The organism is Comamonas sp. B21-038, assembly GCF_022387135.1.
GTDB classification, from domain to species: Bacteria; Pseudomonadota; Gammaproteobacteria; order Burkholderiales; family Burkholderiaceae_C; genus Comamonas; species Comamonas sediminis.
In genome coordinates this window covers 576,661-590,732 of the sequence record NZ_CP092462.1, presented here as the reverse complement: position 1 = coordinate 590,732, position 14,072 = coordinate 576,661, and the positions used below count along the sequence as shown (strand labels likewise).

Here is a 14,072-nt window from a genome sequence, read left to right as displayed (position 1 = left end):
ATGGCTTTCCGTCCAGTTAGCAAAAACTTTATCGGTTTAGCAAATTCGATTGATTGAATAAGACAATAAAAATCTCCACTGTGATACCACCGATCCACATCACTTTTTGGAGATGAACCATGCGCAAAGCCCACACCGTCCAAGACAAGGTTGTATTGATTGCCGGCGGCGGAAAGAACCTGGGCGGCCTGATCGCGCGCGACCTGGCAGGCCAGGGTGCGAAAGCGGTTGCCATCCACTACAACAGCGCAGCCAGCCGTGACGAGGCGCTGGCCACCGTGGCCGCCGTCGAAAAGCTGGGCGCCAAGGCGGTTGCACTGCAAGGCAATCTGAGCAGCGCAGCGGCCGTGCACAAGCTGTTTGCCGATACGGTGACAGCGCTGGGCCGCCCCGATATCGCCATCAACACGGTCGGCAAGGTGCTCAAAAAGCCGATGGTCGAAATCTCCGAGGCGGAATTCGACGAGATGTCCAATGCCAACAGCAAGGCGGCATTCTTCTTTCTGAAGGAAGCGGGCCTGCACCTCAACGACAACGGCAAGATCGTCACGCTGGTCACCTCGCTGCTGGGGGCCTTCACCCCGTTTTACTCCTCCTATGCCGGCACCAAGGCGCCGGTGGAGCACTACACCCGTGCTGCGGCCAAGGAGTTTGGCGCGCGTGGCATCTCGGTCACTGCCGTAGGCCCCGGTCCGATGGACACCGCCTTCTTCTACCCCGCCGAAGAGTCCGACGCGGTGGCCTACCACAAGACCGCAGCCGCGCTGTCGGGATTCAGCAAGACCGGCCTGACCGACATCGAGGATGTCGTCCCCTTCATCCGCCACCTGGTCACCGACGGCTGGTGGATCACCGGGCAGACGATTCTCATCAACGGCGGCTATACGACCAAGTAAGACCCGGCTGCCGTGGGGGCGACCGCGCCTCCCCGGCGGTAATCCGCACGTTGCCGTGCACGCGGGGTCCCCTTTCTTCCAACGCTTGAAAGTCTCGATATGCATGTACTGATGGTGACCAGTGGCGGCCTGTTGCTGCTCGGGGTGTTTGTGCTGTTTGGCTGGCTGTGGTCGGCCAGTGCTGTTGGCATGGTCGTGGCGGCCAAGCTGTTCATGCCGGTATGGCTGGTCCTGGCCTGCACCAATATGTGGGTGGGCGTCACCCAGGCCGGGTACAGCGTGCGCGATGAGGCGCTGATCCTGCTCATCGTGCTGATAGTGCCCGTGCTGCTGGCAGTCTTTGTGACCCGCATCTTTGCACCCAGCTGACACGCTGATCAAAGGAATTCCATGCCCATCACACCCGCCTTCGCCCAAGGATTGCTGCGCCAGCGCGACGGTCACCACGCGCGGGTGACCTATGAGGAACTGTTTTTCGACCTGGTCTACGTGTTCGCCGTGACCCAGCTGAGCCACCAGCTGCTGCACCATCTGACGTTCAACGGCGTGGCGCAGACCCTGGTCCTGTGGTTTGCCGTATGGCTGGGCTGGCAGTACACCTGCTGGGTGACGAACTGGTTCGACCCGGAAACCTTCCAGATCCGAGGCATGCTGTTTTGCACAATGCTGCTGGGCCTGCTGATGGCCTCCAGCATTCCCGAGGCCTTTGGCGAGCGGGGACCTGTCTTTGCACTGGCCTATGCCGCCATGCAGGTGGGGCGCACGGCATTTATCTGGCGCCAGCTGCCCGCAGGTGACCCGCTGGCGCTGAACTACCGCCGCATGCTCGGCTGGGTCTGCATTTCTGCGGTGTTCTGGATAGCAGGCGCCCTGGCCGCGCCTGATACGCGGCTGCTGCTGTGGCTGCTCGCGGTGCTCTGCGAGTACGTGTCGCCGATGTTTGGCTTTGCGCTGCCCGGCCTGGGCCGCAGCCACACGCAAGACTGGACCATCGAAGGCGGCCATCTGGCCGAGCGCTGCCAGCTGTTCGTCATCGTGGCGCTGGGCGAGACACTGCTGGCCAGCGGCGCCACGTTGGCCGACACCGGGATCTGGAGCTGGGAGGTGCTGATGGCGCTGGCCGCCACCTTTATCGGCACCTTGGCGATGTGGTGGCTGTACTTCGGCACCTCCAGCAAGGACGCGACCGCGGCCATCACCCATGCCGAAGACCCGGGCCGCATCGGCGCCTATTTCCACTACGTGCATGCCATCCTGATCGCGGGCGTCATCGCCACGGCCGTCGGCAACGACCTGGTATTGGCGCATCCCCATGCACAGGCGGCTGTTCCGCAGATTGCGATCCTGCTGGCCGGACCTGCGATCTATCTGCTGGGCAGCGCCATCTACAAGAGGGTGGTCTACGGCAGCCTGCCCGCGTCGCACTGGATCGGCGCGCTGCTGCTGCTGGCGCTGGTGCCGCTGAGCGAGTTCTTCAATCTGCTGGTGCTCGGCTGGCTGACCACGGCGCTGATCCTGGGAATCGCATTCTGGGATACCTACGACGCCTAACCTGCCGCGCAAGCCGTATGCGCCTGCCAATGGGCGGGCGACAACCTGGCGGTGTCACAGACCCGGCGCTGGCTGATGTCGGAGACCAGCCGCCCACCCCATGTCCAGACGCTGGTAGCCGCCGGCAGTGCCTTGAACACCATCGATCACTGGCGACCTTTAGGGGGATGCGGCCGTCCGCCGCTGCAGTGACCGAAGCGTCATTGTTCGCTGTCCGAACCCGGGCCATAGACCTGCGCAATCAGCTCCGTTATTTGGTATTTCTATAAATCTTTTGAATTTTTATCATTACCAAAGGAATGTCTTTATAACAAATACTTCCTAAAGCTTTACACAGCCATTTCACTCCGCTTTTCACCACCGTTTGTCGCATTTGCCTGCCGCCGGCACGCCGCCGCCATGGCCGCTGGTGCGCCATCCTGGCGCGCAGTGATGCCTGGGTTGCGTGGCTGTGTAACTCCTCAAACCCAAAGGGCATGCGGGTTTCGCGCCATGTCCGATCTGCTGGCAACGCGCGGATGAGGCGGCTTTCCGCCGCGCCAACGCAGCGGCTAGCAGTGCCCCGTTGCAGCTGCAAGCAGCGGACTAGCAAGCTCACGTAAATTGACATTGATGCAGCGCAACAAATTGAAAGCTGGCACCACCATGTGTGACAATTCACAACGAAAACAGGTGATTAAAGGCTTCCAAAAACTATGAGTCACGGTGATATTCAATCTCCACATATATTGATCGTGGACGATGATCCCGACCAGTTGCGTTTGCTGGTCGCTGCACTGCGCAATAGCGCCTACCGGGTCAGCGTGGCACTCAATGGAGACCAGGGCTATGCACGGGCAGCGGTGCTGCTGCCCGATCTGATTTTGCTGGACGTGCGCATGCCGGGGCGCAACGGCATCACGATCGCGCGCCTGCTCAAGACCAACCCGGCGACCCAGCATATTCCGATCATCTTCCTGTCGGCACTCGTTGACCAGGACGACCGGCTGTCCGGGCTGCGCGCCGGCGGCGTGGACTACATCACCAAGCCCTTTTTCGTCGAAGAGATCCAGGAGCGGATCCGCATCCACCTGACGCTGTCAAAGCCCGCCGTGCTGCAGGGCGCCCCGGCTGCACAGCCGGGCCAGGCTGCGCCACTGGCACTCCCCCCGGGCCAATCTCCGGCCAACCTGACCCTCAAGCAGGTGGCCACGGAATTCATCCTCAGCCATATCCAGGATCCGGCGTTGAAAAGCTCCGACGTGGCGGCCAGCCTGGGGCTGTCCATCAGACGCCTGAACATGGTGTTCGAGGCCTGTGATGGCCTGTCGGCCTTTGAATTCATCCGGCAGGAGCGCATGCGCCGGGCAGCGCTGATGCTGGCACAAAGCACGTTGAGCATTGCCGATGTGGCCCTTGAAGTGGGCTACCTGAACTCGGCCAACTTCTCCACCGAGTTCAAGAAGTTCTGGCAGAAATCCCCGACGCAGCTGCGCGCCGAATGCCAGGCCAACCCTGAAGTCCTGCAGAACCTGGTGGCCTCCAAGTTCCACTGACACCAGGTCTTCTGCCTCTGTCTGCGGGCTGCCCCTCGGGCGGCCCGCCTGTAACCTCCTGCACCCCACTGCACTCTCCTGCACCCTGCGGCCCCTTGGGCGACTGAAGAACAAAGAATGGATCAACCGGAACAAGGCCCGCAACCCCCGTATACCGACCGCCGTACAGCCAGCCCACATGCGATTGCGATGAAGCGGGGAAAAGAGATGCTTCCCCAGGTGCGCAGAGCGACCTTCGCGCTCGTACTGTTCTGGTGGTGCGTGGTCGCTGCGCTGGGATGGTGGCTGTCGCAACGTCTGGTTTCGCAATGGATACAAAGCCAGGCTGCGAGCGCGGCTTATGAAGCCGAGACCACGGCCCGGGTGGTCGACCGGCTCTTTACCCAGATGGTGAGCGTGGCCAACATGGTCGCCAACCAGAGCCAGGTGATCCAGCTGGCCTCCCGTTACCGCGAGGACCCGCCCGGCCTGGACGCGCTGACCCGCCAGCAGCGCGCAGCGCAGTTCACCGCCGATCCCTTGGTGCGCAAGGTGGGCGACTTCATGGATGCGCTGGCGGCGGACCTGCGCTATGCACGCATCTACCAGAACAACCTGTCCGACGACACCATCACGGCCAGCAACTGGGCCGCGCCCGACAGCATCGTCGGCATGATCTACGCAGGGCGCATCTACCTGAACACGGCCTTGCGCGACGGCAGCGGCCACTCCTTCGGCATTGCACGCATCAACAAGACCCCTTCGTACTTTGTGGCCAGCCGCATTGAAGACGCCCAGGATGTCGTGCAGGGCTCCGTCACCGTCAAGTTCGATGCGCCCGATATGGCGCACTACCTGACCGGCAGACATACCGCCTTGATCGTCAACCGCCAGGGGCGCGTGACCACCAGCGCATCCGAGCCCTTCATGCTGCGCAATGTGGCGGCCTTGCTGCCGCCTGGTCTGCTGCATCCGCCGGACGATGAAGATGGCGAGGAACTGGGCGATGCAATGGATATCCGCGCTATCAAAGCCCATGGCGTGGCCGACCAGTGGCTGATCGACGGCATACCGTATGTGATGAAGCGCCAGCCGCTGAACAACCGGCAGTACCAGCTGCTGACCTTGGCGTCGCTGGAGCCGTTGGCAGAGCTGCGTGACCAGCACCTGTGGACGGCCGTGCTGATCGCCGCTGTCGGTACCGTGCTGATCCTGCTGTCCTGCCATATTCTGGGCCAGATGGTCGTGCGCCGGCAGGACGAGAAATACGCCACGATGGTCACCTCGGCACTCAATGCCGACCTGAGCACGGCGCTGAGCGATGCCCAGACCAAGGAGCGCCAGAAGGTGGAAGTGCTGGGCTACATCGGCCATGACCTGCGCGCGCCGCTGGCCACCATCAAGGGCTACTCCGAGATGCTGCTGACCGAGTCTCCGGAAAAGCAGCAGGGCCTGGTCAAGACCATCCAGCGCAGCGTCAAATACCAGCTCGACCTGATCGACGAGCTGCTCGAATATGCCAAGTCCGAGTTGCAGCCGCTGGCCGTGCGGCCAGCGCCCATCGATCTGCAGGCGCTGCTGGACGATATCGCCGACTACGCCATCTCGCTGTGCTCGCAGCAGCACAACCACTTCCACTGCCATATCACCGGCACCCTGCCCGGGCGCATGGCGATGGACGGCAAGCGGCTGCAGCAGGTGCTGCTGAACCTGGTCTCCAATGCCGCCAAGTTCACCCGCGATGGCGTCGTGACCCTGTCGGTCAACGCCCGGCATGCCGGAGAATTCTGTGAGCTGCATATCTCCGTCAGCGACACCGGCATTGGCATCGACCTGGCGCAGAAGCCCGATATCTTCGACGCCTTCCAGCAAATCCAGACCGAGGGCGGCAGCACGGGCCTGGGCCTGTTCATCTCGCAGCGCATTCTGATGGCCATGGGCGCCAGCCTGGACGTCAGCAGCGCGGCGGGCCAGGGCACCACCTTTTCGTTCGCGCTGTCGGTACCGGTCATGGAAGGTGCCGGGGAGACGCCGGGCAGCCGGCCAGCCTCGCCAGCACCGCGCCACCGCACTGCGGCGGCGCTGGTGGCAGCCATCGCAACCCCCGCCGATGCGGCACTGGATGAACTGGCCGAGCTGGCCTTGCATGGCCGCTTGACCGATATCGAAGGCTGGATCAGCCGCCACACCGATCACAGCGTGCATGCGCAATTCACCGCTCAGCTGCTGGACCGTCTGGAGCAGTTCGACTTTGCCGGCATCCACAAGCTGGCGCTGCAAAGCAGGCGCGGCACCAGCAGTACCCGCCGCTGAAAGGCCGCCCGGGCCGCACTCAGCCCGGCTTGCCGCGCTGCGTCCAGCGGCTGCTCACGGTGCGGGCCAGCCAGTCCAGCACAAAGCCCAGGCAGCCGATGACGACGATGCCGGCCATCAGCTCGTCATAGGCCAGGCGGTCGCGCGTGTCCAGCACAAAATAGCCCATGCCGCTGGAGACACCCAGCATCTCGGCGGGCACCAGCACGATCCAGCCAATGCCCACCGCCAGCCGAAAGCCGGTCAGGATATGGCTGGTGCAGCCGGGCAGCACTACCCGGGCAATAGTCTCCCAGCGCGTGGCCGACAGGCTGTGGGCCAGCCGCATCCAGGCCGGGTCCAGCGCCGCCACGCCGGCTGCGGTGTTCAGCATGATCGGCCAGACCGTGGCAAAGCCCAGCAGGAAGATCACCGGTGCCTCGCCCACGCCCAGCGCCATCACCGCCAGCGGCATCCAGGACAGCGGCGAGACCATGCGCAGAAACTGAAAAGTCGGCCCGCTGATGCGCGCAAACAGTGGCGACAGACCCAGGCACAGGCCCAGCGGCACACCAATGGCCAGGGCCAGGACCAGCGCGATCGCCATCCGCTCCAGGCTCATGCGGATATGCGGCCACAGCTCGCCACTGCCCAGCAGCTGCACCAGCGCCTTGAGCCCGGCCTGCGGCGCAAAGGCGGCACGGATCGCCTCCACATCGGAGATATGCCGGGCCGCCAGCGCCCACAGCGCGAGGGTGATGGCCATGCCCAGCAGCGGCCAGGCCAGGCGCGCCGCCCAGCGTTGTCCCCCGTGCATCATGCTTCGATCACTTCCTTGCGGCTGAAGTCCTCCGCATGGCCAAAGGCTTTCAGCCCGCCCACCTGGCTGAGTGCCTGCTTGACGAAGCGGTCATCCACCAGGTCCCTGGCGGCAAAGGCCGGATCAAGCTCGCGGATGAAGTCCACATTGCCTTCCATCAACGTGCCCTGCATGGCCTTGACCAGCTCCTGCGTGTAGCTGGGGAAGGGATAGGGCTGGAAGTCGATGCGGCGCTGGTTCCACGCGGGGTGCTGCAGCACGCCCTTGGTGCGGTACTGTTCGAAGTCCTTCAGGTCAAACACCTTTTGCAGCACCGGCAGCGGGTGCGGCGTGTATTTGTTGGCGCCGTCCTTGGACATCAGCTCGGCCGTCTCGCCCATATGCTCACGCGTCCACAGCTGCGCCTTGACGATGGCCGTGGTCACGCGCTGCGCCCATTCGGGGCGCTCGGCAATGTCGCGCTCGGACAGGGTCACCAGGCAGCAGGCATGGTCCTTCCAGATATCGCCCAGGAAGCGCGCCACCTTGCCCACGCCCATGGTCTCGGCCACGGCATTGAACGGGTCGGCGACGATAAAGCCCGAGACCGATTTGGCGGCCAGCGCCGCCACCATCTCGGCGGGCGGCACGATGACCAGGTTCACCTCCTTGGCGCCCAGTGCCGTGCCCTTGGGCTTGCTGACCGGCGTGAGCCCGTTCTTGCGCAGCACCTGCTGGATCAGGATGTTGTGGATCGAGTACCAGAACGGAATCGCAAACGTCGTGCCGGCCAGATCGGCCACGCTGTTGATGTGCGGCGCCACCGTGATGGCCGAGCCGCTCATATGGTTCCAGGCCACCACCTTGGCGCCAAACTTGGAGCCATAGCGCACCGACAAGGTGGTGGGCGAGAGCAGATGCACCACATTCACCTGCCCGGCAATAAAGGCCTCGATCAGCTGCGCCCAGCTGCGGAACAGGCGGGGCTTTTCTGCCTGCAGGCCTTCGGCCTCGAACAGCTTGCGGCTGTGCGCCACAAAGAAGGGGGTGGCATCGGTGATCGCCAGGTAGCCAATGCGCACGGGTACATCGTCGCCCTTGAACTTCTGCGCCAGCGCGTCGCCCGCGCGCAGCAAGGGGCTGGCCGCCACACCGCTGATGGCGGCAATGCGCAGCCAGTCGCGGCGGCTGATGCCGCAGTCGCAGTGGCTCGATGGGCAGATGTGCTGGTAGGTCATGGTTCTCTCTCTTCGGGGGTTATCTAGGGGTGTCTGTGAACGCGTCAAACGGCAGCCGCCTGGCCGCGCAGGCTTTGCAGCGCATGCAAAATCTCCAGCCGCATCGCGGCGATGCGCTCGTCGTCGATGCGCCGGGGGTGGGCGATATCGATGCGCCAGCTCTGCACGATGCGGCCTGCACCGGCCTGCACACCCGGCGAGCTGCCCATCAGCAGCACCCGGTCTGCGACCAGCAGCGCCTCGTCAATATCGTGGGTGACCAGCAGCGCGGCGGTATGCCAGCGGTGCACCACCTCGACCAGCAGCGCCTGCATGTCGCTGCGGGTCAGCACATCGAGCGCCGAAAACGGCTCATCGGCCAGCAGCAAGCGCGGCTCACGCGCCAACGCCCGGGCCAGCGCCGCACGCTGGGCCATGCCGCCCGACAGTTGCGCCGGAAAAAGCCGCTCCTTGCCGGCCAGGCCCACCGCGCCGATGCTGGCCTGCACGCGCTGCGCAATCGCCTGTTGCGTGGCCTTGGGCTGGTGTTTGAAGTCCAGGCCAAAGGCCACGTTGTCCTGCACATTCAGCCAGGGCAGGAGGCTGGCCTGCTGGAACACCACGGCCGCACGCGGGTGCGGCGCGCGCAGGGGCGCATCCAGAAACTGCAGCGTTCCGGCATCGGGCGGCTGCAGTCCCGCCAGGGTGCGCAGCAAGGTCGATTTGCCGCAGCCACTGCCGCCCAGCAGCGCCACAATTTCCTGGCTGTCGATATCGATGTCGATGCCGGCAAACACCGGCCGGTCTGCCTGGTAGCCATAGGCCAGGCCGCGTCCCTGCAAGGCTTGGCGGGGTGCAAGGCTTGCCGTCATACCGCCACCTGCGGTGCATGCTGGGCCAGCTCACCTTCCAGCTGGGTCAGGCTGGGCGTGACGATGGGGATAAAGGCCGACTCGCGCCAGCGGCGGCCAAAATCGGGCTGCCGGTCCTGCAGGTAGGCGCGGCCCCCGGTGGCCTGCAGCTCCAGCTGCAGCGCTTGCTGCACCAGGCCTGCCAGACGCATGCGCAGCGCAAACAGGGGGCTGACATCGGCGACCCAGCGGTCACCCAGCACGCCGCCCAACAGTTCTGCCTCCACCTGGCCCAGTGTCGTCTGCGCCTCGGTCACGCGGCAGTGCAAGGGGCCACGCGCGCCCGCATCCTGGGCGGCAGCCTGCAACGCTGCCCGCGCCAGGCCAATCGACAACGCACACTGCATGCCCAAAAACCCGGGCCGCGCGGCTTTGAGATACGGCGGCCCGGCCTGGGCCAGCAGCGCCTGGGCGGGCACCGTCACCTGGTTCAACTGCAGCGCCGCAGTATTGCTGGCACGCATGCCCAGCAGGTCCAGATCGGGCGAGCGCACCAGGCCCGGCAGGCCGCTCTCCAGCGCCATCACCATCGGCAGGCCGCCCCCTTCGGGCTGCACCGCAGCGGCCACCACAAAACCCTGGCTGCGCACGTTGGACACCCAGGGCAGCACGCCATCCAGGCACCAGCCCTGCGCCACCGGCCTGGCCTGCACCTGCAAGGCCTCGATGCGCGACAGAAACTTGATGACATTGGAGAGGCCCACCGCGCCCGCGATATCGCCACGCAGCAACGCATCCCACCAGCGCTCACGCGCGGCCTCATTGCCGCTGGCCTGCAGGTAGTGGATGAAGGCGCGCTGGCTCCAGAACACAAAGGCCGTTGTCAGCGACACGCTGGCGACCTCGGTGATCGCGGCCATCGCATCGCGCACATCACCGCCATGGCCGCCTTGCGCGGCAGGCAGGCCCATGCGCAGCAGGTCATGGTGGGCCAGCATGGGCAACACGGTGCTGGCCAGCTCGGCCTGGGTATCCAGTGCATGGGCGCGCTGCGCGATGTCCGCGCGCGCGCTCTCGGTCAGCAAAGGGTATGGGGTGGTGCGCATGGTGCAAGGCCGGCGGCCCCTTTGACATGAACGCAATGGCAGCCATTGCCGGGCCACCAGAGGGCGGGCATGGAAAGCATCCGTCGCATGGTCAGTTGCCGGACCGGCAAAAAGTCATGGTGGAAGCGCGGGCAGGCCCCGCGCGAGGATGCTGCAGTCTAACGCAACTGCCTTATAGGCTTATTTGACCGAGCGCAGGTGCTTCCCACAGCAGCGCAGCCATTGCTCGCGCATCTGCGCCTCCAGCGCCAGCAGGCTCTCGGGCGGGCCGCCACCGCCGACGGCCTGCACATCCTGCAGCTGCTGCTGGACCTCGGGCCGGGCCAGCACCTGGGCCACGGCCTGCTGCAGTTCGCGGTTGGCAGCAGGGTCGGAGTGGGCCGCTGCCCAGAGGATGTAGTGGTCGTAGACCGCCAAACCCGCCAGCGCGGCATGGGCGCCCAAGGTGGGCCAGGTAACGCCATCAAGGCTTTGCGGATGGTCCGGGTCCGCTGTGGTGCCCAGCACCCGCAGCTGGCCACCTCGCACCGCCGTGGCCACGCCATTGACGGGCGCCAGCACCAGCTCCACCGCATGCGCCTTCGTCACCACATCGGAGTCGGGGTACATGCCGCGGAAGACCTGGCGCTTCATGTCCACACCGCCGCGCGCCAGCAGCTCGGCCAGTGCCAACTGGCCGATCCAGCCATCGTCCCCGGTGCCCACGCGCAGCCGGCCCGGGTGGGCCCGCGCATAGGCCAGCAGGTCGTCGGTGTTGCCAATGCCCAGCGCATCGGCCTGCGTACTGTCGATGGCCAGCACCAAGGGCTGCGATGCGACCAGGGTCACCGGCAGCAGCGATCGCAGCGCGGTATCGATGGCAGGCCCTTGGTGCAGGCCCGGGATTCCGCCCCGCGGCAGGGTCATGGCTGTGAACAGCAGTTGCCGGTCGCCCCCGTCGGCGGCCAGCCGCTCATAGTCGGCCACGCTGGCATCGGGCACATGCCTGATCTCGACATGGCGGCCCAGCAGCTGCGGCAAATGGGCGGCCACCATCCGGGCATAGTGGCCATTGCGGCCACCAGCTGGTGACGGCACGGTGATCTGCAGCGGCAGCTGCGCCTGCGGCGCCAGCCACTGGCCGGCATCGTTCATCACGCCATAGCGGATGGCCCACTGGCCGGCGGTCGATGGATTGCGCACCAGCGCCTCGGCCACCCAGTAGCGGCCCATGCGCCAGTACTGCCGGACCATCGGCCATTCGTCCCGCCAGCCGGGCGGCCGCCAGTCCTCGGCAAACAGCGCCGACACCACCGCGTAGCCATGGCGAAACCGGCGCGCCTCGTGGAACTGCGGCGCAATCACCCAGTGGCCCCGCGCATTCTGGTAGCCCCAGCGCCCGGTGGCAGCATCGTGGACGGGGCGCAGCGCCTCGCCACCCTGGCTGCGCTGCAGGCGCTGCCAGCGGCAGACCCGGGGCGTGCCGGCATCCCGCTGCAGCCGCAGCCCGGCATTGCTGCACAGCTGGATGCGGCGCTGTGCCGTCGCATCGGGCAGTTGGCCAAAGGTGAACGGAATCACCATGCGCCCCTGCGGATCAATCAGACCAGCGCCCAGCGAGCCCGGTGTCACGATCTGCTTTTTGTAGTCCATCCACTGTGCAGTCGTGATATCGCGGGGCGGCACCGGCGCCAGCCAGCGGCCTCCCGCATCGCGCAGGCCCGGCTGCGCATACACCAGGTCCAAGCGCAGCGCCGACGGCAAGGGCTGGGCGTCACCCGGCACCAGGTAGGCGACCGCATCGGGGGAGTACACCCCGTTCGTGGTGCCGCCATCGCAGGTAACCGGTGGCACGGCCCAATGGCCTTGCGCATCCAGGTGCCCATAGGCGGTGGTTGCTTCTCGCCGGCCATTGGGCTTGTGCTGCACCAGCCAGACCTTGGTAGCGGGCTGCAGCACGTTGTTTACCTTGGAGTTGTTGTGCGAATCCACCCGCACCACCTGCCAGCGGCCATCACAGAAGCTGCGTGCGGAAGGCGCCAGAAAAAGCGTCTTCCCCTCCAGCGCATCGAACAACGCGGGCGCCAGTGCCGTGTTCGGGTCCGGGTTCAGGCTCAGCCAGCGCAGGCGATCGATGTGTCGAGGATCAGCGCCGATCTGGAACATGAAAATCTCTGCCCAGGGCGGCGCAGACGACGACACAGGCCGCAGCTGCCAGTGCGGCTGCATCGGCATCGCGCGCTCGGGGTGGGCATACAGCTCCTGGTAGTCAGGCGGCGCAGCCTGGGCGCTGGCCACGCCGAGGCCGCATGCCAGCAGCGCCAGCCAGGCGCGCAAAAGCTGCAGGGCTTTCATACCGGGGCCCCGGCCGGCCAGTTGGGCGCCGATGGCAGCTGCGGCGAGCCGCTGCGAGAGATGCAGAAGAAGGAGCATGGAGGCCATGGACCGAAGGGGATACAGCGCCAAAGTATCCGCTTTTTCTGCGCCCGCCCGGCAGCGGCCTCGCCCAGAAAAACCCTGGGGCCTGCGCGCTGTTGCACCGGGCCGGCGCCCAGAGCTCGGCCGGCTCAGGCCTGCGCAGTCTCCAGCGCCGGCTCACCCAGGCTCAGCATCAGGCGGTTGGCCCAGTTGAAGAAGGCCGCGCCTTGCAGCGCATCGGCAATCGCATAGTCGTCCAGCCCGTTCTGGCGCAGGCCGTCGATATGGCCGGCATCCAGCGCCAGGGGCGTCTCGGTCAATGCCACCGAGGCGGCAACGATCGCGTTCCAGCGGGGGCCCAGATCGGCCTGCACGCCTTGGTCCAGCAGCTTTTGCACATCCTCTTCACGGCGCGAGAAATGCGACGCAAAGCGCGCATGCACCGAGGCGCAGTAAATGCAGCCGTTGAGCCGGGAGGTGGCCGCAGCGGCCAGCTCGCGCTCGGCGCGGGGCAGGCCACCCTCGGGGTTGTAGAAGATGTCCTTGTCGGTGCGGGTGCGCGCACCCAGGGTGTCGGGGTCGCGGGCCAGCAGCCGAAAGTACGGCGACTTGGCGCGTGACGCATCCACCAGACCGTCAAAATGCCTGGGGGTCAGCTCCGCCTCCGGCAGCGGTTCAATCCAGGGCAGCCAGTCCAGCTGGGCCTGGGTGAAGACCTGGGGTTCGGTGCTGTTCGGGTAATGCAAGGTTTGCTCGCTCATGCGGCGTTCTCCTCGGCGGTGGGTTGTGGGGCGGATGCGGATGGGGCAGGATGGGCCTGCAACAGGCGCAGCCCCGCCACCACGCGGATCTGAAAGGCCAGGAAGGACACCAGCTGCGACAGCACCACGATGTCGGTCGCACTCCAGCCCGCATCCAGCAAGGCTTGCAGATGCGCGGGCTTGGCATCGCGGGGGTGGAAGGCGAGCAGATGCGCATGCGCCAGGCCGGCAGACAAGCGCTCGCCCAGCACGGCACGGTTCTGCGCGGCCACCGCGTAGACCGGGCCGGCCTGGTCTTCGGCGCTCAAAGGGCCTTGCGGGTACTGGCCATAGGGCCCACGGGCCAGGCCCTGTGCCGCTTCGCCATCAATGGCTTTGCCCAGCGCCAGGCTCGCCTGGGTGGCCAATGCATCGCGGTAAAAACGCTGCACCTGCGGCTGTTGGTGCAGAGCGGCCACAAAGGCGGCCACTGCCAAACGCTCGTTCAGCGGCCACTGGCTGCTGAGCGGCGCGCGGGGCGCCAACAGTGCCAGGTAGCTTTGCTGTGCCTGCGCGCGTGCCTGCAGGCGGTGGCGGCGCACGGCATCCAGGTGGCTGCCCGGCTGTATGCCGGCGAGCTGGTCAATCACATCATCGGTCTCCGATGGGTTCCATGCAGAAGTCATCAGTGCATCACTCCAAAAAAATC

At 65.7% G+C, this 14,072-nt stretch carries 12 protein-coding genes and 1 pseudogene; 6 read left to right on the top strand and 7 right to left on the bottom strand.

Annotated elements, in window-relative coordinates; all coding sequences use genetic code 11:
* Window positions 1–119: 119 nt before the first annotated feature.
* From MJ205_RS02675 to MJ205_RS23750, 6 genes and pseudogenes are all read left to right on the top strand, one after another.
* The gene (locus MJ205_RS02675; RefSeq protein ID WP_239811062.1) at window positions 120–896 is read left to right on the top strand and encodes an SDR family oxidoreductase; all 777 of its coding nucleotides are present in this window, start codon (window positions 120–122) and stop codon (window positions 894–896) included.
* Between the two features lie 99 nt (window positions 897–995).
* Window positions 996–1,265, top strand: a complete 270-nt coding sequence (locus MJ205_RS02670) for a hypothetical protein (protein WP_239811061.1) — start codon at window positions 996–998, stop codon at window positions 1,263–1,265.
* Between the two features lie 21 nt (window positions 1,266–1,286).
* Complete coding sequence (locus MJ205_RS02665) at window positions 1,287–2,447, top strand: low temperature requirement protein A (protein WP_239811060.1); 1,161 nt, start codon at window positions 1,287–1,289, stop codon at window positions 2,445–2,447.
* 734 nt (window positions 2,448–3,181) lie between these two features.
* Complete coding sequence (locus MJ205_RS02660) at window positions 3,182–3,982, top strand: response regulator transcription factor (protein WP_239811059.1); 801 nt, start codon at window positions 3,182–3,184, stop codon at window positions 3,980–3,982.
* A gap of 189 nt (window positions 3,983–4,171) precedes the next feature.
* Window positions 4,172–5,479 (top strand): annotated as a pseudogene (locus MJ205_RS23755) (sensor histidine kinase); the annotation flags it as partial.
* A gap of 150 nt (window positions 5,480–5,629) precedes the next feature.
* A complete protein-coding gene (locus tag MJ205_RS23750) occupies window positions 5,630–6,274 on the top strand; it encodes an ATP-binding protein (RefSeq protein ID WP_446715071.1) in 645 nt (214 codons plus the stop codon).
* A 19-nt stretch (window positions 6,275–6,293) separates the two neighbouring features.
* On the opposite strand, the gene MJ205_RS02645 is transcribed toward MJ205_RS23750, so the two are convergent.
* The 7 genes from MJ205_RS02645 to MJ205_RS02615 form a co-directional block, all read right to left on the bottom strand.
* On the bottom strand, window positions 6,294–7,073 hold the full coding sequence (locus MJ205_RS02645; RefSeq protein ID WP_239811058.1) for an ABC transporter permease: 780 nt from the start codon (window positions 7,071–7,073) through the stop codon (window positions 6,294–6,296).
* Window positions 7,070–8,290, bottom strand: coding sequence for an ABC transporter substrate-binding protein (locus MJ205_RS02640; protein WP_239811057.1), 1,221 nt, complete (start codon window positions 8,288–8,290; stop codon window positions 7,070–7,072). Before MJ205_RS02640 ends, MJ205_RS02645 begins: the two co-directional genes overlap by 4 nt.
* Window positions 8,291–8,334: 44 nt before the next feature.
* Window positions 8,335–9,141 (bottom strand): ABC transporter ATP-binding protein, encoded by an 807-nt coding sequence (locus MJ205_RS02635; RefSeq protein WP_239811056.1) that lies wholly within the window; start codon window positions 9,139–9,141, stop codon window positions 8,335–8,337.
* Window positions 9,138–10,226, bottom strand: coding sequence for an acyl-CoA dehydrogenase family protein (locus MJ205_RS02630; RefSeq protein WP_239811055.1), 1,089 nt, complete (start codon window positions 10,224–10,226; stop codon window positions 9,138–9,140). Before MJ205_RS02630 ends, MJ205_RS02635 begins: the two co-directional genes overlap by 4 nt.
* Window positions 10,227–10,406: 180 nt before the next feature.
* Window positions 10,407–12,647: a tripartite tricarboxylate transporter substrate-binding protein gene (locus tag MJ205_RS02625; RefSeq protein WP_239811054.1), complete on the bottom strand. Its 2,241-nt coding sequence runs from the start codon at window positions 12,645–12,647 to the stop codon at window positions 10,407–10,409.
* Between the two features lie 125 nt (window positions 12,648–12,772).
* Entirely contained in the window at window positions 12,773–13,384 is a 612-nt protein-coding gene (locus MJ205_RS02620) for an alkylhydroperoxidase domain protein (RefSeq protein ID WP_239811053.1), read from the bottom strand.
* Window positions 13,381–14,049, bottom strand: coding sequence for a CMD domain protein (locus MJ205_RS02615; RefSeq protein WP_239812643.1), 669 nt, complete (start codon window positions 14,047–14,049; stop codon window positions 13,381–13,383). The genes MJ205_RS02620 and MJ205_RS02615 overlap by 4 nt, the downstream gene beginning before the upstream one ends.
* Window positions 14,050–14,072 lie beyond the last annotated feature (23 nt).